We start from the raw sequence: 24,414 nt of genomic DNA, 5'->3' as shown, positions 1-24,414 counted from the left end.
CACTAACGTGCCACTGCGGGTGCATCTTCACGCCACCTCAAAATCGAAAAACGGGTGATGGCCGCGAACGATAGCCGTAGTTGATCATGCTTGCGAAATCGATCGTCCCAACTGGGTGAAATCCCATTCATCATCCCATCGATACCTTTTCGGCACCCTGGGTTCATGTTTCCATCAGTGGTCACCCAGCGGCCGGTGCCCGCTCGTACCGGGAACTCGGGCTCCCCGAACGATCCCGCGTGGTCACGCTTCCATCAGCCCCGGAAGGAACCGCTCTCACCGGCAGAAGCTGTGGTTTCCACTACTAGTGCGCCTGTTCGAATGTGCCAACGGGGATCGCCTCGGGAGCACCGCGGGATTCGGACTGACGGAGCGCAAAGCATGAGCAACTCCAGTGAAAAGGTGGTCGAGGCGCTGCGGGCGGCCATGAAGGAGGCCGACCGCCTGCGTCGCGCCAACCGGCAACTGGTGGCCGCGGCCAGCGAACCGGTCGCGATCATCGGCATGGCCTGCCGCTTCCCCGCCGGCATCACGTCCCCGGAGGACCTCTGGGAACTGGTGTCGTCCGGGCGTGACGCCATCACCGGCTTCCCGGCCGACCGCGGCTGGGACGTGGACTCGTTGCTGGGCAGCGGAATCGACGCACGCGGCAACAGCGTGTCCGTGCAAGGCGGCTTCCTGCACAGCCTGGCCGAGTTCGACCCGGCCTTCTTCGGCATCTCCCCGCGCGAAGCCGTGACCATGGACCCGCAACAACGCCTGCTGCTGGAAGTCTCCTGGGAAGCCCTGGAACGCGCCGGCATCGACCCGACTTCGTTGCGCGGCTCCAGAACCGGCGTGTACATCGGCACCAACGGCCAGGACTACGAACACCTGTTGATCCGCGGCCTCGACGACGCCACCGGCGACGTGGGCACCGGCATCGCCGCCTCCGCCGAGTCCGGCCGCATCTCCTACGCCTTCGGCTTCGAGGGCCCCACCCTCACCGTCGACACAGCATGCTCTTCTTCTTTGGTATCACTACATCTCGCAGTCAACGCCCTGCGCGGCAGCGAGTGCTCCCTGGCACTGGCCGGCGGCGTGAACGTCATGTGCACCCCCGGCTCCCTGGTCGAGTTCTCGCGCCAGGGCGGCCTGGCCCGCGACGGCCGCTGCAAGGCCTTCTCCGACGACGCCGACGGCACCGGCTGGTCCGAAGGCGTAGGCGTACTGGCCCTGGCGCGCCTGTCCGACGCCCTTGCCTCGAACTACCCGGTGCTCGCCGTCGTACGCGGCTCCGCCGTCAACTCCGACGGCGCCTCCAACGGCTTCACCGCCCCCAACGGCCGCGCCCAGCAGCGCGTGATCAGGGCAGCCCTGGACCGCGCGGGCCTGTCTCCGTCCGATGTGGACGTTGTGGAGGCACACGGCACCGGCACACCTCTCGGTGACCCGATCGAGGCCCGCAGCCTGCTCGCCACCTACGGCACCGACCGCCCTTCGCCACTGCTGCTCGGCTCTGTGAAGTCGAACCTCGGCCACACACAGGCCGCCGCCGGTGTCGCCGGCATCATCAAGATGGTCGCCGCGATGCAACACGGCGTCGTACCGGCTTCGCTGCACGTGTCCCAGCCGTCTTCCCACGTGGACTGGTCGGCGGGCGCCGTGTCCCTGGTGACCTCGCCTGTCGAGTGGCCCGCCTCCGACCGGCCTCGGCGCGCCGCCGTGTCGTCGTTCGGCGTGTCAGGCACCAACGCGCACGTGATCATCGAGGCCGCCCCGGGCCTGGCAAGCACTACCGGCCTGGCCAGCGCGGCCGACCTCGCAGGCCCAGTGCCGCTGCCGTTGTCCGCGAAGTCCCCAGCCTCGCTGCGCGCCCAGATCGACCGCCTCCGCACCCACCCCGGCGACCCGCGCGACATCGGCCACTCCCTCATCACCACCCGCGCGCTGTTCGAGCACCGTGCCGTCCTCCTCGGCGACACCGAGATCACCGGCCAGGCCAAACGCACCGAACTGGCCATGCTCTTCACCGGCCAAGGAGCCCAGCGCCTCGGCATGGGCCGCGAACTCCACACCCGCTACCCGGTGTTCGCGGAAGCCTTCGACGCCTGCACCACCCCGGAACTGCGGCAGATCATCTGGGGCGACGACGACACCGAACTCGACCAGACCGCCAACGCCCAACCGGCCCTGTTCGCGTTCGAAGTCGCCCTGTACCGCCTCCTCGAAAGCCACGGCGTCCAGCCCGACCACCTCGCCGGGCACTCCATCGGCGAGATCGCCGCCGCACACGTCGCCGGCGTCCTCACCCTCGAAGACGCGAAGACCCTCGTCAACGCCCGCGCGAGCCTCATGCAGGCCCTCCCGCACACCGGCGCGATGGTCGCGGTCCAAGCCTCCGCGGCCGACGTCACTCCGCACCTCACCGAGAACACGGCCATCGCCGCGATCAACGGCCCGGAATCCGTTGTCATCGCAGGCGAAGAAGAAGCCACCCTCGCCATCGCCCAGCGCTGGAAGCACAAGCGGCTCCGCGTCTCGCACGCCTTCCACTCCCCGCTGATGGAGCCGATGCTCGCGGACTTCCGCGCGGCGATCAGCAACCTCACCTTCCACCAGCCGCAGATCCCGATCCAGTCCCAAGGCGACGTCACCGACCCCGAGTACTGGGTCCACCACGTCCGCGACACCGTTCGCTTCCACGACAACGTCCAAGCACTGCAAGGAAAGACCTTCCTCGAAGTCGGCCCGGACGGCATCCTCGCCGCGCTCGTCGACAACGCCATCCCGACCATCCGCCGCGACCGCGGCGAAGCCGGCGAGTTCCTCAAAGCCCTGGCCCGCCTGCACGTCACCGGCACGCCCGTCGACTGGCGCCCCTGCTACCCCGGCGGCAGACGCGTCGACCTGCCCACCTACGCCTTCGAGCACGCCCCGTACTGGCCGTCGGTCTCGGTCAGCACGGGCGACGCCGCGGGCCTTGGCCTCTCCCCCGCCGGTCACCCGCTGCTCGGCGCCGCCATGACCGTCGCCGGCTCGGGCGAACTGATCCTGACCGGCAAGCTGTCAGGCGCGCAGTGGCCCCGCTTCCCCACCGCCGGATTCGTCGAGCTGGCGCTGAAAGCCGCCGACCTCACCGGCCACACCGCGGTCGAGACCCTGACGACGGTCGAACCGCTTCACCTGCCGGACAACAACTCCGTCCAGGTCCAGCTGCACGTCGACACCGACGGCCGCTTCATCCTTCACTCCCGCTTCGAGCAGCAGGAATGGGTCAAGCACGCCGAAGGCAAGCTCGGCACGGGCACGCAACCTACGAACATCGCCGTCTGGCCGCCAAAGGGCGCCAAGGTCGTCTCCCACGACGACGAACGCCTCCGCGCGGTCTGGCAGCGCAACGACGAGATCTTCGCCGAAGTCGCCCTCGACGGTGAGGCCGCGGGCTTCGGCATCCACCCGGCTCTGCTGGACGCCGCACTGCACGCGACGTCGTTCCTCGGCATCGAAGGTGAGCCCGCGGACTGGCGTTCGGTCACCCTGCACGCCACCGGCGCCGAAGTGCTCCGCGTTCGACTGTCCACAGCAGACGGCAACGTGATCTTCCAAGCCGCCGACGCCGACGGAGCCGCGGTCCTGGACGCCGTGGTCACGTTGCGGCATCTGCACTCCACCCAGCGCACCGAGCTGCACCGGCTCGACTGGGTCCCGCTCGAGGTGCACGGCACGAACGACTGGGCCGTGCTGGGCGAGGACCTCCTCGGTCTCGGTGTTCCGGTCGTGGACTCGTTGGCGGGCGAGTCCACGCCGGACACCGTCCTCGTACCGGTCACCGGTGACGATCCGCACGCCCTCGCCGAGCACGCCCTGGCCTTGATCCAGGAATCGCTCCTGACGTCGTCGCGCCTGGCCTTCGTGACCCGTGGCGCGGTCTCAGGTGACGACCTGGGGGCCGCAGCGGTGTGGGGCCTGGTGCGCTCGGCCCAGGTCGAGCACCCCGGCCGCTTCCTGCTGCTCGACGTCGAGGACTCCCTCCCCGACGGCCTGACCTCGCTCTTCGACCTCGGCGAGACCCAAGCCGTCGTCCGCGGCAACGAGGTGCGCGTGGCCCGGATCGCCCGCGTCGCCGCCCACTCCGTCGAACGCCCCTGGGACGGCACCGTCCTCCTCACCGGCGACACGACGACCATCGCCCAACACCTCGCCGCGGCACACGGCGTGCGCAAGTTCATCGCCATCGGCACGTGCGACGTCGAAGGCGTCACGCTCACCGACTGGGATTCACTGCCCGCCATACTGCATACCGTCGACGATATGGTGGCGGTCGTACACGCGGCCGACCTCCAGGACGACGGCGTGATCGGCGCTCTGACCCCGGACCGGCTCGACGCCATACTGCAGGCCAAAGCCGATACGGCGTGGCTACTGCATACATTGTGCGGCGACGTGCCGTTCGTGGTGCTCACCTCGATCGCGGAGGTGGTCGGCGCGGTCGGCAAGGCCGCGCACGCCGCCGCCAACAGCTATCTGGACGCCCTGGTGGCCCACCGCCGCGGACGAGGCCTGCCCGGCCTCGCACTGGCGATGGACACCTGGGATCCAGCGCTGTTCGACGCCGCCGTCAAAACCGACGAGGCGTTCCTCGCGCCGTTCGTCCCCGACCGCGCCCGCCCAGGCCGTCGAACCGCCTCGAACGCCCGCAGCGGCGGCCTGGCGCTGAAGCTGACCGGCATGGCCGCGAACGAACGCCTGCCGTTCGTCGTCGAGGTCGTGCGGGACGAGGCCGCCAAGGTCATCCACGCCGACGCGGTGGCGGAGGACAGGGAGTTCCGCGCGCTCGGGTTCGACTCGCTGACCGCCATCGAACTCCGCAACGCGCTGGCACTCGCCACCGGTCTGTCCCTGCCAGCCACGCTGATCTTCGACTACCCGACCCCGCAGAGCGTCGCCGAACACCTCCTCGCCGAACTGACCGGCGAGGGCCTCTCCGACACCGTCGTCGCCCAGGGCCAGTCCGACCCGGACGACCCGATCGTGATCGTCGGCATGGCCTGCCGCCTGCCCGGCGACGTGAACTCGCCGGAAGACCTGTGGCAGCTGCTGGTCAACGGCGGCGACGGCGTGACGACGTTCCCCGGCGACCGCGGCTGGGAGGCCGAGGCGATGGGCGGAACCGTCGAGGGCGGCTTCCTGCACGGCGCAACGCAGTTCGACGCTGCCTTCTTCGGCATCTCACCCCGCGAAGCCCTGGCCATGGACCCGCAGCAACGCCAGCTGCTGGAAGTCGCCTGGGAGGCCGTCGAACGCGCGGGCATCGACGCCACCACGTTGCGCGGCACCAAGACCGGCGTCTACATCGGCACCAACGGTCAGGACTACACCAACCTGATCCTGCGCTCGCGCAACGAGGTCGAGGGCCACGCCTCAACAGGCTTGTCGTCCGCCGTGATCTCCGGCCGCCTCTCCTACACCTTCGGCTTCGAAGGCCCCGCGCTCACCGTCGACACCGCGTGCTCGGCCTCTCTCGTGGCCCTGCACCTGGCCGTGAACTCGCTGCGCTCAGGCGAGTCCACGATGGCCCTGGTAGGCGGCGTGACCGTCATGTCCACACCGATGAGCTTCGCCGGCTTCAACGCCCAAGGCGGTCTGGCCGGCGACGCGCGCTGCCGTTCGTTCTCCGAAGACGCCAACGGCACAGGCTGGGCCGAAGGCGTGGGCGTGCTGGTGGTCGAACGCCAATCCGACGCCCTGCGCGCCGGCCACCGCATCCTCGCCCTGGTGCGCGGCTCCGCCATCAACCAGGACGGCGCCTCGAACGGCCTGACCGCCCCGAACGGCCCGGCCCAGCAACGCGTGATCCGCCAGGCCCTCGCGAACGCCGGTCTGACCACTGTGGACGTGGACGCCGTCGAGGCCCACGGCACCGGCACCGTCCTGGGCGACCCGATCGAGGCCCAGGCCCTGCTCGCCACCTACGGCCAGAACCGCACGGAGCCACTCCTGCTGGGCTCCATCAAGTCGAACATCGCCCACGCCCAGGCCGCCGCCGGTGTGGCCGGCGTGATCAAGCTGGTCCTCTCCCTGCACCACGGCGTGCTGCCCAAAACCCTGCACGTCACCCAACCGACCTCGCACGTCGACTGGACCGCCGGCGCCGTCTCACTGCTCACCGAGAACACGCCCTGGCCCACCGTCGACCGCCCGAACCGCGCGGGCATCTCCTCGTTCGGCCTGTCCGGCACCAACGCCCACGTGATCATCGAGGCCGCCCCGCCCGCGCCTGTTCCCGCTGGCCAGGAATTGTCAGACCTGCCTGAGATGATTGGGATGGGGGGTGTTTCCCCCCAGGGGGCCGGCCAATCCGAATCGATCCCGAACACCGAGCCGAACGCCGAGCTCGGCGTTGTGCCGAACACCCAGCCGGACGTCGTGCCGTTGCTCGTGTCGGCGAAATCGGCCGAGGCGTTGCGCGCTCAGATCGACCAGATCCAGACCCTCGTGGCGAGCGGCGCCAACACACAAGACGTCGCCTACTCGCTGTTGCACCACCGCGTGACGTTCGACCACCGCGCCGTGCTGCTCGACAACGCGACGCTTGCAGAAGGCGTCGCATCCGCCAAAACGCTCGCAATCCTGTTCAGCGGCCAAGGCGCCCAACGCCTAGGCATGGGCAAAGAGCTGTACGAAGCCCACCCGGTCTTCCAAGCCGCGCTCGACGAGATCGACGAGCACCTGAACGTCAAGTCCGTCATGTGGGGCGACGACGCCGACGCGCTCAACCAGACCGGCAACACGCAACCCGCCCTGTTCGCCATCGAGGTCGCCCTCTACCGCCTGGCCGAACACCACGGCATCACCCCGAAGCACCTCGCGGGCCACTCGGTCGGCGAGATCGCCGCGGCACACGTCGCCGGCGTCCTGTCCCTCGAAGACGCCGTCAAGCTCGTCCAAGCACGCGCCGCCCTCATGCAGGCCCTGCCCCGAACCGGCGCGATGATCGCCATCCAAGCCACCGAGGCCGAGGTCACCCCACACCTCACCAAGAACACGGCCATCGCCGCGATCAACGCCGAGAACTCCATCGTCATCGCCGGCGACGAAACCGAAGCGCAGCAGATCGCGAACCGCTTCCCAGACCGCAAGACCACTCGCCTCAAGGTCAGCCACGCGTTCCACAGCCCGCTGATGGAACCGATGCTCGACGACTTCCGCGACGCGATCCGCGACCTCACCTTCCACCAGCCGCGCATCCCGATCCAGACCCAGGGCGACGTCACCGACCCCGAGCACTGGGTGCGCCACGTCCGCGACACCGTCCGCTTCCACGACAACGTCCAGGCTCTCAAAACCAAGGGCGCCACCACGTTCCTGGAGATCGGCCCGGACGGCATCCTGAGCGGCCTGGTCGAGAACGCCATCCCGGCCCAGCGCCGTGACAAGCCCGAGACCACCGCCTGGCTGACCGCGCTCGCGCGCCTGCACGTCGAAGGCGTCAAGGTCGACTGGCGACTCAACGGCCGCACGATCGACCTGCCCACGTACCCGTTCCAGCACGAGCGCTACTGGCCGGAGATCGCCCAAGCCCCGGCCACCGACCGCGACCCGATCGACGCCGAGTTCTGGGCCGCCGTCGAACAGCAGGACGCCACCCACCTCGCCACCACGCTCGACATGGACCCGGACACCTGGGCCGGCGTGCTGCCGGGCCTGTCCGCGTGGCGGAGCAAGCGATCCAGGCAGTCCACTGTGGATTCATGGCTGCACGAGGAGTCCTGGACTCCCATCACCGGCCTCAAACCGGCCAACGGCTCGTGGTTCGTCGCGGTGCCGATGTCGCTGTCCGAGGACCCGTGGGTGCGCACGCTCCTCAAGGCCCTGGGCACAGACGTCACGGTGCTCGAAGTGGCCTGGGCAGACCGCGAGTACCTCACCGGACAGCTGGTCGAGTTCAACCAGAAGCGTTACACGGGCGTGATCTCGTTGCTGGCGTTGGACGATCTCGACGAACTGGCGCCAGTCGTAAGCACGACCGCGCTGGTCCAGGCGTTGGGCGACGTCGACATCAACGCGCCGTTGTGGGTCGTGACTCGCGGTGCCGTGTCGACCAGCCGCCACGACCTGCTCTCGCAGCCGTGGCAGTCCGGCGTGTGGGGCCTGGGACGCGTCGCGGCGCTCGAATACCCGCAACGCTGGGGTGGCCTCGTCGACCTGCCGGACGACATCGACGACCGCATCGCACAACGCTTCACCAGCGTCCTCTCCTCCGGCGAAGACCAGGCGGCAGTTCGCTCGGCCGGGGTGTTCGGCAGGCGTGTTGTTGTTGGCGCGCAAGCGAACGGTGACGAGTGGGCGCCGTCCGGAACCGTGGTGATCACCGGTGGCACCGGCGCCCTCGGCGCGCACCTGGCCCGCGACTTCGCCCAGCGCGGCGCGGAGAAGATCGTCCTGGTCAGCAGGCGCGGCCTCGACTCGCCCGGCGCCGCGGAACTCCAGGCCGAGATCAGCGCGCTCGGTGCGGAAACCTCGGTCGTGGCATGCGATGTCGCCAACCGTGATGCTGTGTCAGCCCTGCTCACGTCCGACGTCAAAGCCGTTGTGCACGCCGCCGGTGTGCTCGACGACATGATGTTCGACAGCCTGACGCCGGAAGCGTTCACCGCCGTGTTCGAGTCGAAGGTGACGTCGGCGTTCGTGCTCGACGATCTGACGCGCGGCATGGACCTGGAAGCGTTCGTGCTGTTCTCGTCGGTCGCGGGTTCGGTCGGCAACATGGGGCAGGGCAACTACGCCGCCGCGAACTCGGTGCTCGACGCGATCGCCCAGCGGCGCCGCCAGGCAGGCCGCGCCGCGACGTCGATCGCGTGGGGTGCCTGGGCGGGCGACGGCATGGCGGGCGACGCGCGCGTCGCCGAGCACATCAAACAGGTCGGCGCGGCGTCGCTCGACCCGGAGCTCGCGATCACCGCGCTGCGTCACCTGGTCGCGCACGGCACGCCCACGGCCGTGGTCGCGGACCTGCGCGCGCCGCAACTCCTCATGGCGTTGCTCAGCCTGCGCCCGACGCCCGTGATGTCCGAACTTCCCGGTGCTCGCGAGGCGCTGGACGAACTCGCCGCCGCCCGTGCCGAAAGCGACTCCGCGGCAGCCGAGTTCCGCCGCTCGCTGCGATCCCTGCCCGACGACGAACGCGTCGGACCGGCGCTCGACCTCGTCCGCACCCGCGCCGCCGTCGTGCTCGGGCACGCGGGCAAAGAGGCCATCACCCAGGACAAAGCCTTCCGCGACATCGGTTTCGACTCGCTGACGGCCGTCGACCTGCGCAACCACCTCTCCTCGATCACAGGACTCGCGCTGCCGGCCAGCCTGGTGTTCGACTACCCGACACCACTGGCCCTGGCGGAGTTCCTGCTGGACGAGCTCCTCGGCGATACCTCCGTCATCGCCGAGGAGCCCGTCCGATCCACAGTGGACGCCGACGACATCGCGATCGTCGGCATGGCCTGCCACTTCCCCGGCGGCATCGACTCGCCGGACGACCTGTGGCGGGTGCTGACCGCGGGCGAGGACGTGATCACGTCCTTCCCCGCCAACCGGGGCTGGGACACCACCGAACCCATCCGCGGCGGCTTTCTCACCGACGTGGCGGACTTCGACGCGGCCTTCTTCGGCATCTCCCCCCGCGAGGCCCTGGCCATGGACCCGCAGCAACGCCTCCTGCTCGAAACGTCCTGGGAGGCCTTCGAACGCGCCGGCATCGACCCGGCCCAGCTCCGCGCCTCCCGGACCGGCGTCTTCGTCGGCACCAACGGGCAGGACTACCAGCACGTCGTGATGGCCTCCAACGAAGACCTGGAAGGCCACGCGGGCACCGGCCTCGCCGCCTCGGTGATCTCCGGCCGCATCTCCTACGCCCTGGGCCTCGAAGGCCCCGCCGTCACCGTCGACACCGCCTGCTCCTCGGCCCTGGTAGCCCTGCACCTGGCCGCCCAGTCCCTGCGCGGCGGCGAATGCTCCCTGGCCCTGGCCGGCGGCGTGACGATCATGGCAACCCCCACGTCCTTCTCCGGCTTCTCCCGCCAGGGCGGCCTCGCCCAGGACGGCCTCTGCAAAGCCTTCTCCGACTCCGCCGACGGCACCGCCTGGTCCGAGGGCGTCGCGGTCCTGGTGGTGGAACGCTTGTCCGACGCCCAAGCCGCCGGACACCCAGTGCTAGCCGTGGTCCGAGGCTCCGCCTTCAACTCCGATGGCGCCTCCAACGGCCTGACCGCCCCCAACGGCCCCTCCCAACAACGCGTGATCCGCGCAGCCCTCGCCTCAGGCGGCCTGACGGCGTCCGATGTGGACGCCGTCGAAGCGCACGGCACCGGCACCGTCCTCGGCGACCCGATCGAGGCGCACGCACTGCTGGCCACCTACGGCCAGAACCGCTCCGAACCTCTGCTCCTCGGCTCGGTGAAGTCCAACCTGGGCCACACACAGGCGGCAGCGGGCGCGGCCGGCGTGATCAAAATGGTGCTGGCCATGCAGCACGGCCACCTCCCCCGCACCCTGCACGTCACCGCGCCGTCGTCCCACATCGACTGGACGTCGGGCTCCGTCGAACTCCTGAGCTCCGCACGCCCCTGGCCTTCCACCGACCGCCCCCGCCGCGCCGGCGTCTCGTCGTTCGGCATCTCCGGCACGAACGCCCACGTGATCTTGGAGGCCCCCGCCGAAACGATCCCGAACGACGAGCCGAACCACGAACCAGGCGCCGTGCCGTTGCTCGTGTCGGCGAAGTCGGCCGGTTCGTTGCGCACCCAGGTCGAGCGGATCAAGGCCGTGCTGAACGGCGGAGCGAACCCGCTGGACGTCGCCTACACGCTGGCGAAGCGGTCGCGGTTCCAGCACCGAGCCGTCCTGATCGACGGCGTCGAGGTCGCCAACGGGATCGCCGGAGAACACACGCTCGCAATCGTGTTCTCCGGACAGGGCTCACAGCGGCTCGGCATGGGCAAGGAGCTGTACGAGCGGTTCGGCACGTTCGCGGACGCGTTCGACGCGGTGCTCGCTCATTTCGAGCCAGGACTGCGCGACATCATCTGGGGCGACGACGAGGACCTGCTGAACCAGACCGGCATCGCGCAGCCCGCGCTGTTCGCGATCGAGGTGGCGCTGTTCCGGCTGTTGCAGGAGTACCGGATCAAGCACGCTCACCTCGCCGGCCACTCGATCGGAGAGATCGCCGCAGCACACGTCGCCGGCGTCCTGAGCCTCGAAGACGCGGCCACACTCGTCAGCGAACGCGCCCGCCTCATGCAAGCACTCCCCGCCCAAGGCGCGATGGTCGCCGTTCAGGCCACCGAAGCCGAAGTCACCCCGCACCTCACCGAGAACGTGTCGATCGCCGCCGTCAACGCGCTCAACTCGATCGTCATCGCGGGCGACGAAGAAGAGACGCTCGCCATCGCGTCCAACTGGCAGCACAAGCGGCTCCGAGTCAGCCACGCGTTCCACTCGCCGTTGATGGAACCGATGCTCGACGACTTCCGCGACGCGATCCGCGACCTCACCTTCAACCAGCCCCAGATTCCCATCACCGCATCGGGTGACGTCACGACGGTCGACTACTGGGTCAGCCACGTCCGCGACGCCGTGCGGTTCCACGACAACGTCCAGGCGCTCAAGAACAAGGGCGTCACGCGATTCGTCGAGGTCGGGCCGGACAGCGTGCTGTCCACGTTGATCGATGGCGTGCCGACGTTGAGGCGCGACAGTACTGAACTGCACAGCTTCACGACTGCACTCAGTCAAGTACATGTTGACGGAATCAATGTTGACTTGATTCGGATGTTGACTGGAGGTGTACAAATCAACATCCCGACGTACGCCTTCGAGCGCGAGCGGTTCTGGCCGAAGGCGTCCGTCGGGGGCCGCACGGGCGACCTCACGGCGTACGGCCTCGCATCGGGCGGGCACCCACTCCTCGGCGCGGCGGTCACCGTCGCGGGCACCGACGAGTTGGTGCTCAGCGGACGGCTCGCGAAGGCGACGCATCCGTGGCTCGGCGAGACGTTCCCGGCGACCGGGTTCCTGGACTTCGCGATCCGCGCGGGCGACCTCGTCGGCTGCGACCGGGTCGAACAGCTGACCACGGCCGTGCCGTTGCATCTGCCGGAACGGGATGCCGTCGCGGTGCAGGTGCGCGTCGGACCGCCGCAGGACGGCAAGCGCGCGGTGAGCGTGCACGCCCAGCACGGCGACACGTGGGTCGAGCACGCCACAGGCACGCTCGCCACCGAGCCGTTCCACGCCGAATTCAACGGTGGCTTCGAGGTCGAACTGCCCGACGGTGTGGACGACGCCGCAACGTTCGGTGTGCATCCGTTGTTGTTGGAGCGCGCCCTCGCATCGACGGCCGAACTGCTCGGCGAAGGTGTTCCGTTCGAATGGCGCGACGTGTCGTTGCACGCCATCGGGTCGGAACGGCTGCAGGTCAGCCTTACGCGCCACGGTGACGCCGTCGAAGTGGCCGCCGTCGACGCCGAGGGTCGGCCGGTGCTGTCGATCAGGGCGTTGACCGTGCACGTGCCGGAGGTTTCGCAGGATCAGCGGGTGCGCGAGTCGCTGTTCCAGGTGAACTGGGTGCCAGCGCGGCTCGGTGAGGCCAGCGAGATCGATGCGCGGATCGTCGAGATCCGGGGCGGTGTCGACGCCGAGGCAGCACACCGTGCGACCGCCGAGGCGCTGGAGATCCTGCAGAACACCGACGAGCGCACGGTGTTCGTCACGCGTGGGGCTCAGGAACCGGTCGAGGATCTTGGTGCGGCGGCGGTCTGGGGTCTCGTGCGGGCCGCGCAGGCGGAGAATCCCGGACGGTTCCTGCTGATCGACCTCGACGACACCAGCACCGTCGAACCTGGCATGGTGATGAGCGAGGAACAGCAGCTCGTCGTTCGGGGCGGTGTCGCCTACGCCGGACGACTGGCGCGCCTCGGCGAGCACGAGACGCGGCCCGTCGACTGGTCCGGCACAGTGCTGATCACCGGCGGCACCGGTGGACTCGGCGCGGAACTGGCGCGGCACCTCGTCGCGTCAGGTGTGCGGAGTCTGTTGCTGTTGAGCCGGCGCGGACTGAACTCGCCTGGCGCATTGGAACTGCAGGCGGAGCTGGTCGCGCACGGCGCCATCGTCATCATCGCGGCGTGCGATGTCGCTGACCACGATGCGCTGTCCGCAGTCCTCAATGGACACGACGTGAGCACCGTCGTGCACACGGCCGGTGTGCTGGACGACGGCGTGATCGCGGCGATGACGCCGGAGCGTTTGCAGAAGGTGTTGCGCCCCAAGGTGGACGCCGCGTGGAACCTGCATTCGCTGCTTCCCGAGGCGCAGTTCATCCTGTACTCGTCGGTGTCCGGCGTGCTCGGAACCGCTGGTCAGGGCAACTACGCTGCGGGCAACGCGTTCCTCGACGCGCTGGCGCAGCACCGGCGTTCGCTGGGGCTGCACGCGGTGTCGCTGGCGTGGGGCGCGTGGACGTCCGACGTCGGCATGACCGGGCAGATGGACGCGGCGGCGTTCACACGACTCGAGAAGTCCTCGATGCCACCGCTCTCGCTGGAACTCGGCCTGGCGCTGTTCGACGCGGCGGTCGCGGTCGACGCCGCGCAGATCGTGCCCGCGCGGGTGATCAGCGGAACCACGAACGGCATGGTGCCGCCGCTGCTGCGCGACCTCGTGCGCGGCGGACGCCGAACCGCGACGAACCGCTCCGCCTCGCAGGGTTCGCGTTCGGCGGACGAACTCGTGGAACTGGTGCGAGCCGAGGCCGCGGCGGTGCTCGGACACGGTTCGGCGGCGTCCATCGATCCAGCCCTGGAGTTCAGCCAGCTCGGGTTCGATTCGCTGACGTCCGTCGAACTGCGCAATCGGCTCGACGCGGCGACCGGCCTGACGCTGCCCGCGACGCTGGTGTTCGACTACCCGACCCCGCAGGCGCTGGCGTCGCACCTGGTGGCCTCGTTGCTCGGTGAGGTCGTCGAGGTCGAGTCGTTCGCCGGCGCGGTCAGCGACGAGCCGATCGCGATCGTGGGCATCGGCTGCCGGTTCCCCGGTGACGTGACCAGCGCCGACGAGCTGTGGGAGCTGGTGGCGGCGGGACGGGACGCGATCAGCGGCTTCCCGGCGGACCGCGGCTGGGACACCGGCGTGGTCGGCGACGGCGCCGGGCAGTCGGTGACGGGACATGGCGGATTCCTCAGTGGAATCGCGGACTTCGACCCGGCGTTCTTCGGCATCTCGCCGCGCGAGGCGGTCGCGATGGACCCGAACCAGCGTCTCGTGCTGGAGACCGCGTGGGAGGCGCTCGAACACGGCGGCCTCGACCCTTTGGCGTTGCGGGGCTCGCGCACCGGTGTGTTCCTGGGCGCGGGCGGTCTGGAATACGGGCAGCTGGTGATCAACTCCGAGCAGGCGCGCGAGGGTTTCTCCAGCACCGGAACGTCCCCGAGCGTCGTGTCCGGCCGCCTCTCCTACGTGCTGGGGCTGGAAGGTCCGTCGATCACAGTCGACACAGCGTGCTCGTCGTCGTTGGTGGCGCTGCACATGGCCGTGTCCGCACTACGGAACGGCGAGTGCACTTTGGCGCTGGCCGGCGGCGTGCAGACGTTGGTGTCGCCGGGGACTTTCATGGAGTTCAGCCAGCAGGGCGGGCTCTCGCGTGACGGGCGTTGCAAGGCGTTCTCCGAGTCTGCTGATGGCACCGCATGGGCAGAAGGCGTCGGTGTGCTCGTGGTGGAGCGTCTGTCTGACGCTCTAGCCAACGGACATGAGGTGCTTGCCGTCGTGCGTGGATCCGCCGTCAACTCCGATGGCGCCTCCAACGGCCTGACCGCGCCCAACGGTCCGTCGCAACAGCGTGTGATCCGTGCGGCGCTTGCTGCTGCTGGCTTGTCCGTGTCCGATGTGGACGCCGTTGAGGCGCACGGCACCGGCACCGCCTTGGGCGACCCGATCGAGGCGCAGGCGCTGTTGGCCACCTACGGCCAAGACCGCTCGGAGCCGTTGCTGCTGGGGTCGCTGAAGTCGAACATCGGGCACTCGCAGGCGGCGTCGGGCGTGGCGTCGGTGATCAAGATGGTGATGGCGATGCGGCACGGCGTGCTGCCGCGCACACTGCACGTGACCGCGCCGACCTCGCACGTGGACTGGTCGGCGGGCTCGGTCTCGCTGCTGACGTCGGCCACCGCGTGGCCCGCGGTGGACCGGCCGTGGCGGGCGGGCGTGTCGTCGTTCGGCATCTCGGGCACGAACGCGCACGTGATCTTGGAGGCGCCGGGCTCGGGGATCCCCCCAATTTCCAGCGTACCGGACGAAACTGCTGGTCAGGGCGGCGCGGCGGAATCTGTGGACAACTCACGGCCTGTGGACAACTCGGGCGTTGTCGATCTTGCGCGGCCGGGTTCGTCGGCCTCGCGTGCGACGATTGGAGTGGGGACCTCGGCTCCCCCCAAGGGGGCCCCGCTCGTTTTTTCGGCGAAGTCCTCCGAAGCGGTGTGCGCGCAGATCGAGCGGGTTGCGGCGTTCGTCGGGCGGACTGGGGCCGGTGCGGGTGATGTCGGGTTCTCGTTGCTGGGGCGGTCGCGGTTCGAGCACAGGGCCGTGGTGCTTGACGGTGTGGAGATCGCGCAGGGCCAGGCAGGTAGGCCCAGGCTTGCGGTGTTGTTCTCCGGGCAGGGGTCGCAGCGGCTGGGCATGGGGCGGGACCTCTACGAGAGGTTCCCGGCGTTTGCGGCGGCGTTCGACGCGGTTGACGGGCACCTTGGGATCAAGGACGTGGTCTGGGGCGCGGACGAGGACGAGCTGAACAGCACTCGTCGGACGCAGCCCGCGTTGTTCGCGATCGAGGTCGCGCTGTACCGGCTTGCGGAGAGTTTCGGGGTCAGTGCTGACGCGGTTACGGGGCATTCGGTCGGCGAGATCGCGGCCGCGCACGTCGCCGGCGTGCTCAGCCTTGAGGACGCGGCGACGCTGGTCACCGCCAGGGCGAACCTCATGCAGGCGTTGCCGCGGACCGGGGCGATGTTCGCGCTCAGGGCCAGCGAAGCGGAGGTCACGCCGCACCTCACCGAGGAGGTGTCGATCGCGGCGGTCAACGGTGAGAACGCTGTGGTGATCGCGGGTGACGAGGCTCGGGCGCGAGAGATCGCGCGGAACTGGGAGCACAAGCAGCTGCGGGTCAGTCATGCGTTCCACTCGCCGTTGATGGAGCCGATGCTCGACGACTTCCGCGACGCGATCCGCGACCTCACCTTCAACCAGCCGCAGATCCCGATCACGGCGTCCGGTGACGTTGCGACGGTCGAGCACTGGGTGCGGCACGTCCGGGATGCGGTGCGGTTCGCGGACAACGTCAAGGCGATCGGCGAGGCCACGTTCCTCGAGATCGGGCCGGACGGGGTGCTGTCAGCGCTGGTCGACGGGGCGATTCCGGCGCTGCGCAAGGACAGGGACGAGGTCACGGCGTGGACCACCGCGCTGGCGAGGTTGTTCGTGCAGGGTGTGGAGGTTGACTGGGCGCCGTTCTTCCCGGGCAATCGCCGGGTTCAGCTGCCCACGTACCCGTTCCAGCACGACCGTTATTGGCCGACGCCGCGCAGGCAGACCGGTGACGTCACCGCGGTCGGGCTTGGGCCGGTGGACCATCCGTTGCTCGGCGCCGCGATGTCGCTGGCCGGGTCCGATGCCGTGGTGTTCACGAACCGGCTCACGGAGAGGCATCCGGAGGCGGCGTTCGCGGAGATCGCGTTCCGGGCGGCCGACCAGGTCGGGTGCGGGGTCATCGAGGAGCTGAACGTCAGCGGACCGTTGGAGCCAGGCGTGTTGCAGGTGTCGATCGGGGCGCCGGACAACGGGAAACGGCAGCTCACCGTCCACATGCGACGGGGTGAAGAGTGGGAACGAGTGGCCGGCGGGGTGTTGGCGGAAGGTGAGTACGCCAGCGACTTCCGGGTTGGTGAGTGGCCACCGAAGGGTGCCGTCGAGATCGCGCCGGACACCTGGCAGCTCGGGGATGCCACCTATGCCGAGGTGTCGCTGGATTCCGCGGACACCAACCAGTACGGCGTTCACCCGGACCTCATCCAGAAGGCGATGCTGGGCGACGACGTGCCGCTTGAGTGGCGGGATCTGTCGCTGCACGCGATTGGTGCGTCCACGTTGCGGCTGCGGTTGCTGAACGGTGAGATTGCGGCTGTTGACGGGCAGGGTGCGCCGGTGTTTTCGGCGCGAGAGGTTGTCACGGGCGCGCCGCTCACGTCGCAGCGGCACCAGGACTCGTTGTTCCGGTTGGAGTGGGTGCCGGCGCCGCGGTTCATGCCGGCGGAGGCGGTTGTGGTGCCGGTCGGGGGCAGCGGCGGTGATCACGTTGCTGAGGCGCATTCGCTTGCCGCGCAGGCGCTCCAGGTCGTTCAGCAGGACGAGCGGGCCGTGTTCGTGAAGCGTGGTGACGACCTGGCGGCTTCGACGGTGTGGGGGCTGGTCAGGTCGGCGCAGTCGGAGAACCCGGGGCGGTTCCTGCTCGTCGACACCGACGATTCCGCGGAGTTGCCGATCGGGTTGCTGGACACGGGCGAGACGCAGGTCCGGGTCAGGGACGGACAGGTGCAGGTTGCCCGCCTGGCGCGCGTCACCGACACCGTGGAGACGGCTGTCTGGGATCCGGAAGGCACTGTGTTGATCACAGGTGGCACCGGTGGCCTGGGGGCCGAGCTGGCGCGGTATCTGGTTGCGGAACGACGCACCAAGAAGCTCCTGCTGATCTCCAGGCGTGGCGGAGATACGCCGGATGCCGTTGCGCTGCAGGCGGAACTGACAGCGCACGGTGCGGATGTGACGATCGCGGCGTGTGACATGGCCGATCTGAAGGCGGTCAAGAAGGTGGTGAAGGGCGTCAACCTGACTGCTGTCATCCACACGGCCGGAGTGCTCGACGACGGCGTCATCGGTTCGCTCACGCCAGAGCGGCTCGACACCGTCTTGCGCCCCAAGGTCGACGGCGCGTGGAACCTGCACGTGGCGACGAAGAACCTCAAGGCGTTTGTGCTGTATTCGTCGGTCTCGGGCATCGTCGGTGCGCCGGGTCAGGGCAACTATGCGGCGGCCAACGCGTTCCTCGACGCGTTGGCGGAGTACCGGCGGGCGAAGGGCCTGCCGGCGACATCTTTGGCGTGGGGTCCGTGGGCGCAGTCGAGCGGCATGACCGCGCACCTCTCGGACGGCGCGATGGATCGCATGGGACGTGGCGGGATGCCGCCGTTGAGCGTCGAGGAGGGCATGCGGCTGTTCGACGACGCCACCTCGCGCGACGAGGCGGTGCTGGTGCCGGCTCGGATCAGCACCGGGCGTTCGGACGGGCCGGTCGCGGCGGTGTTGCGCGGGTTGGTGCGCGGTGGCAAGAGGACCGCCGGTGGCGCGTCCACTGTGGACTACTCGGCGACGCTGGTGGCGTTGCCCGCGGAGGACCGGCTCCAGCACGTCGTCGACCTGGTCCGCGGGCATGCCGCGGGCGTGCTCGGGCACGGTTCGCCTGCGGAAGTCCAGACGGACAAGCAGTTCCGCGACCTCGGGTTCGACTCGCTGACCGCTGTCGAGCTGCGCAACAGCATCGCGGCCGCCACCGGGCTGAAGCTCGCGGCGACGCTCGTCTTCGACTACCCGACACCGGCGGAGCTGGCCACGCACCTGCACGGGTTGCTGGTGGGCGCGTCCGAGGAACGGCCGGCGTTCACCGCGGAGCTCGACCAGGTGGAGATCGCGCTCGCCGCGGGGACGCCAGGTGTCGCGGCGCGGTTGCGCAAGTTGCTCGCCCAGTACGGCGGTGCGCCCAAGAAGGAGGCCGCGCGCGAGCGGCTCAACGAGGCCTCCGCGGACGACGTGTTCGCGTTCATCGACAACGAGCTCGGCCGACGCACCGAGCGCTGACCCACTTACGACGGAAGGTTTCCGGCGATGCCGAACGAAGAGAAGCTCGTTGAGTACCTGAAGTGGGTCACGGCTGACCTGCACGAAACGCGTCAACGCCTGGAGGAGGTCGAGTCGGGCCGCCACGAGCCGGTCGCGATCGTCGGCATCGCCTGCCGGTTCCCCGGCGACGTGCGGTCGGCGGAGGACCTGTGGGAGCTGGTGTCCGAGGGCAGAGACGCGATCACCGGGTTCCCGACGGATCGCGGCTGGGACCTGGGCACGCTGGCGGGCGGGGACTCCGCGACGTTGCAGGGCGGGTTCCTGTACGACGCGGCCGAGTTCGATCCGGGCTTCTTCGGCATCTCGCCGCGCGAGGCACTGGCGATGGACCCGCAGCAGCGGTTGCTGTTGCAGACGACGTGGGAGGCCATCGAACGTGCGGGCATCGACCCGGCATCGTTACGTGGCAGCGAAACGGGCGTGTTCGTCGGCACGAACGGTCAGGACTACGGGCACGTGCTGATCGCGTCGGAGGAGGACGTCGAAGGGCACGCCGGGATGGGCACGGCCGCTAGCGTCATCTCCGGCCGTATCTCCTACACGTTCGGTTTCGAGGGTCCGGCCGTCACCATCGACACGGCGTGTTCGTCGTCTTTGGTCGGCCTGCACTTAGCCGCACAGGCGCTGCGCAACGGTGAGTGCTCGTTGGCTCTCGCTGGTGGTGTCACGGTGATGGCGACGGCGTCGAACTTCGCGGGATTCACGCGTCAGGGCGGTCTGGCTGCGTCTGGCCGTTGCAAGGCGTTCTCCGACGACGCCGACGGCACGGGCTGGTCAGAAGGCATCGGCGTGTTGTTGGTGGAGAAGCTATCGGACGCACATCGCAATGGCCACCCCGTGCTCGCCGTGGTGGTGGGCAGCGCGATCAACCAAGACGGCGCTTCGAACGGTCTGTCCGCCCCGAACGGCCCTTCGCAGCGGCGGGTGATCCAGTCCGCGCTGGCATCGGCCGGGCTGGCGGCGTCCGAGGTGGACGCGGTCGAGGCGCACGGCACCGGAACCGTGCTGGGCGACCCGATCGAGGCGCAGGCGCTGCTGGCGACCTACGGCGCTGAGCGGACTTCGCCTCTGCGGCTGGGTGCGGTGAAGTCGAACATCGGCCACACGCAGGCCGCGGCGGGCGTGGCGGGTGTCATCAAGATGGTGATGGCGCTACAGCACGGGTCGCTGCCCCGGACTTTGCACGTCGCGTCGCCGTCGACGCACGTGGATTGGACGGCGGGCAACGTCGAACTGCTGACCGAGGCGACGCCGTGGCCGCGCGGCGAGCGGCCGAGGCGGGCTGGCATCTCGTCGTTCGGCGTGTCCGGCACGAACGCGCACGTGATCGTCGAGGAGGCGCCGGATTCGCCGGGAGTGAACGGCGGCGCCGAGGCCCCGGAATTGTCAGACCCGGCTGAGACGATTGGAGTGGGGACCCGATCCCCCCAGGGGGCCGGTCAGTCCGAATCGATCCCGAACGGCGAGCCGCGCGGTGGGCAGGCAGCGGCGAGCGACGGGTGGACCGCAGCAGGTAGTGGGGCGGTCGTAGCGGACCCCAGGCAGGCCGCGGTGAGCAGCGGGCAGACCAGGGCGGGCAGCGGGCAGGCCACCGCAGGCAGCGCGCAGACCACGGCAGGCGGCGGCCAGACCACGGCAGGCAGCGCGCAGACCACGGCGGGCACCGAGCAGACCACCGCAGGCAGCGCGCACACCACGGCAGGCAGCGCGCAGGCCGCGGTGTGTCCGTTCGGCTTCGGCGCGGGCACCGCCCAGGACCACGAGTTGCCGCTGATCGTGTCAGCGAAGTCCGACGCCGCCCTTCGAGCCCGGATCGACCAGGTCAGCACGCTCATCGCCAACGGCGCCAACCCCGCACAAGTCGGCTACTCGCTCCTCACCACCAGGACCACAAACTTCGACCACCGCGCCGTCCTGCTCAACGGCACCACCATCGCGAGCGGCCGGACGCAGCGCAAACCGATCGCAGCCCTCTTCAGCGGCCAGGGCGCCCAACGGCTGGGCATGGGCAAGGAGCTGTACGAAACCTCCGACACGTTCCGCAACGCGTTCGACGACGTCACCCGCTACCTCGAAGCCGACCTCGACGACGTCATCTGGGGTGACGACGAGGAAGCCCTCAACCAGACCGGCATCACCCAGCCGGCGATCTTCGCGATCGAGGTCGCCCTCTACCGCCTCCTCGAGAGCTACGGGTTCAAGGCCGACCACGTCGCCGGCCACTCCATCGGCGAGATCGCCGCGGCGCACGTCGCGGGCGTCCTCAGCCTCGAAGACGCGGCCAGGCTCGTCAACGCGCGCGCACGGCTGATGCAGGCCCTACCGCAGACCGGCGCGATGTTCGCCGTGAAGGCCACCGAAGAAGAGGTCCGCGAACACCTCACGAACGACGTCGACGTCGACGTCGCAGCCATCAACGGCACCAACGACATCGTCATCGCCGGCGACGAGGCCCAGGCCCAGAAGGTCGCCGAGAACTGGGAGCACAAGCGGCTGCGGGTCAGCCACGCGTTCCACTCCCCGCTGATGGAACCGATGCTCGACGACTTCCGTGAGGCGATCACCCACATCACCTTGCACAAGCCGCGCATCCCCATCCACACCAGCGGCGACGTGACGACGATCGACTACTGGGTCGGCCACGTCCGCGACACCGTGCGCTTCACCGACAACGTCCCGACGGACGCCATCTGCGTCGAGATCGGGCCGACCGGCGTCCTCAGTGCCCTCGTCGACGGCTGCATCCCCACGCTCCGCAAGGACAAGTCCGAACCACTGGCCGTCGCCACCGCGCTCGCGAAGCTGTACGTCAGCGGCGCCCAGATCGACTGGCGGAGGTTCTACCCGCACGGCACCAAGATCGCGCTGCCCACCTACCCGTTCGACACCCAGAGGTACTGGCCGAAGGGTGGCACGGCACCGGGTGGCCCCGGCAGGCAGAGCCAGCCCGCGTTGCACGAGCTGAACTGGATCGACGCGACGGTCACGGCGAATCCTGTGTCGGCCGCCAGGTGGGCGATCATCGGCGGTGATGAGTTCGACCTCGCGCACGTCCTGTACAGCGCGGGGCAGACCGTTACCGGCTACGGCGAGACGTTGAAGCAAGCCGCGCATACCACCACGCCGGACGTCTTCGTCGTGTCGGTCAGCGGTGACGGCACGCCGGAGAGCACGCACGCGCAGACGACGCGCATCCTCGAACTTCTCCAAGAAGCTGGCGAGTACACCGCGCGCATTGTGTTCGTGAGCCACGACACGAGCGAAGACCTCACCGCAGCAGCAGCGTGGGGCCTGATTCGCAGCGCGCAGATGGAGAACCCCGGGCGGTTCCTGCTGTTCGACACCGACGGGCTGGACGTGTCCGGTGCGCTGCTGCCCAAGCTCGTGGCGTGGGACGAGCCGCAGGTGAGGGTCCGCAATGGACAGACGACGGTGCCGAGGCTTCAGGAAGTCCAGAAGAGCGACCAGAAGCACGAGTGGGACAAGGACAGGACGGTCCTGATCACGGGCGGCACCGGCGGACTCGGCGCGGAACTCGCGCGGCACCTCGTCACCAGGTACGAGGTCAAGCACCTGCTGCTGGCCAGCCGTCGGGGCGAGGACTCCCCCGGTGCCGCGGAGCTGCGGAAGGAGCTCGAGGACAAGGGTGCGACCGTCACGATCGCCGCGGCGGACGTGTCAAAACGGGATGACGTGACGACCCTGCTGAGTGCTGCGCAACGACCGTTGCAGGCCATCGTGCACACGGCAGGTGTGCTGGAGGACGCGTTGATCGACGCGCTCACCCCGGAACACCTCGCCAAGGTCCTCGGGCCCAAGGTCGACGCGGCCTGGCACCTGCGTCACGCCACGGACGTCAAACTCGTCCTCTACAGCTCCGTCTCGGGTGTCATGGGCGCGGCGGGGCAGGCCAACTACGCGGCCGCCAACTCCTATCTCGACGCCCTCGCGACCAAGCACGACAACACCATCAGCCTCGCGTGGGGTCCGTGGGCGCAGGACTCCGGCATGACCGCGGGGCTCAGCCAGGCCGCGATGGACCGCATGTCCCGGTCCGGCATGCCACCGCTGGCCGTCGAGCAGGGGCTCGCGCTGTTCGACGCGGCACTCGGCCACACCAGGTCCGTGCTCGTCCCGATCCACGTCGCCGCGCAGCGCGGACCGGTCTCGAAACTGCTCGGCGGCACGACCGAGGCCCCGCAGGAGAAGGCCGCGGTCACCGTGCTCGACCGGCTGCGCAACGCGGGACCGGAAGAGCGCGAGACCATGGTCCGCGACCTCGTCACCGGCACGAGCGCGGCGCTCCTCGGCCACCCCGACCCCGGCGCGGTCGACCCGCGGAAGGACTTCCTGGAGCTCGGCTTCGACAGCCTCATCGCCGTCGAACTCCGCAACCAGCTCAACGAACTCCTCGGCCTCAAGCTCGTCGGCTCCGTCGTCTTCGACAACAAGACCCCCTCGAACCTCGCTCAGCACCTGCTTGGAGAACTCGGCTCGCTCCACAGTGGAGCGAGTCAGGCCAACGGCGTCGAGGTCGCGGCCGAGGACACCGTGTTCGGGCTGTTCATGGACGCCGTGACCAAGAACAACGTCGCGGCCGGCCTGCAGATGCTCAAGGGCGTCGCGAACCTGCGCCCGATGTTCTCCTCCCCCGCCGAACTCGACGAGTTGCCCGAACCGGTCACGCTCGCCGACGGGCCCAAGCTCCCCAAGCTGATCTGCATCAGCGCACCGGGAGCCACGGCCGGCGTGCACATGTACGCCCGCCTGGCCGCTCACCTCAGAGGAAAGCGGCAGGTCAGCGCACTCCCGCTGGTCGGATTCGGTGCCGGGGAACCGTTGCCGAAGGACGCCGCGGCGGTCAACCGGTGGGTCGCGGAGGCCGTGCTGCACGCGAGCGACGGCGACCCGTTCGTCCTGGTCGGGCACTCGTCCGGCGGCACGCTCGCCTACCTGGCGGCGGGCGTCATCGAGGACACCTGGGGCATCAAGGCCGACGGCGTGATCATGCTCGACACGTTGAGCCTCAACTACGACAACCGGGAGGGCATGGACTTCGAGTCCGTCACCTCCAACTACTTCAACACGATGGACTCGCCCGCGGTCAACATGAACAGCGCGCGGCTGTCGGCGATGGCGCACTGGTTCCCGCGCATCATCGACACCGGCATCCACACGACGGTGCCGAAGCTGCTGATCAGGTGCGACCGGGAGGTCCGGGGCACGGATCTGGTGACCACGAACCAGGACGTCGCCGTGCCCACCGACTACATCCGGTTCGTGGCGACCGACCACATGGCGATGGTGAAGGAGGACGCGCACCTCACGGCCGAGGTCATGGAGGACTGGCTGGCGGCGTTCCACCCGGTCAAAGCCTGACGAGCAAGGCCTTCTCGAACGGCAGCCACGCGGTACTTCTACAGGACCGCT

At 69.2% G+C, this 24,414-nt stretch carries 2 protein-coding genes; both read left to right on the top strand.

What is annotated here, in order from left to right; all coding sequences use genetic code 11:
- The first annotated feature begins 321 nt into the window (after nt 1-321).
- Nucleotides 322-18,942 (top strand): type I polyketide synthase, encoded by an 18,621-nt coding sequence (locus SK803_RS08365; RefSeq protein WP_455032242.1) that lies wholly within the window; start codon nt 322-324, stop codon nt 18,940-18,942.
- A gap of 27 nt (nt 18,943-18,969) precedes the next feature.
- Nucleotides 18,970-24,363: an SDR family NAD(P)-dependent oxidoreductase gene (locus tag SK803_RS08360; protein ID WP_319965231.1), complete on the top strand. Its 5,394-nt coding sequence runs from the start codon at nt 18,970-18,972 to the stop codon at nt 24,361-24,363.
- Nucleotides 24,364-24,414 lie beyond the last annotated feature (51 nt).

The organism is Lentzea miocenica (genome assembly GCF_033949945.1).
Classification (GTDB): domain Bacteria; phylum Actinomycetota; class Actinomycetes; order Mycobacteriales; family Pseudonocardiaceae; genus Lentzea; species Lentzea miocenica.
Note: the sequence above shows the minus strand (reverse complement) of the source record. Positions and strands in the feature narration are given on the sequence as shown.

Excerpts from the sequence above, each read along its gene's own strand:
- SK803_RS08365 (WP_455032242.1), top strand. The coding sequence starts at position 322 with ATGTGCCAACGGGGATCGCCTCGGGAGCACCGCGGGATTCGGACTGAC.
- SK803_RS08360 (WP_319965231.1), top strand. The coding sequence starts at position 18,970 with ATGCCGAACGAAGAGAAGCTCGTTGAGTACCTGAAGTGGGTCACGGCT.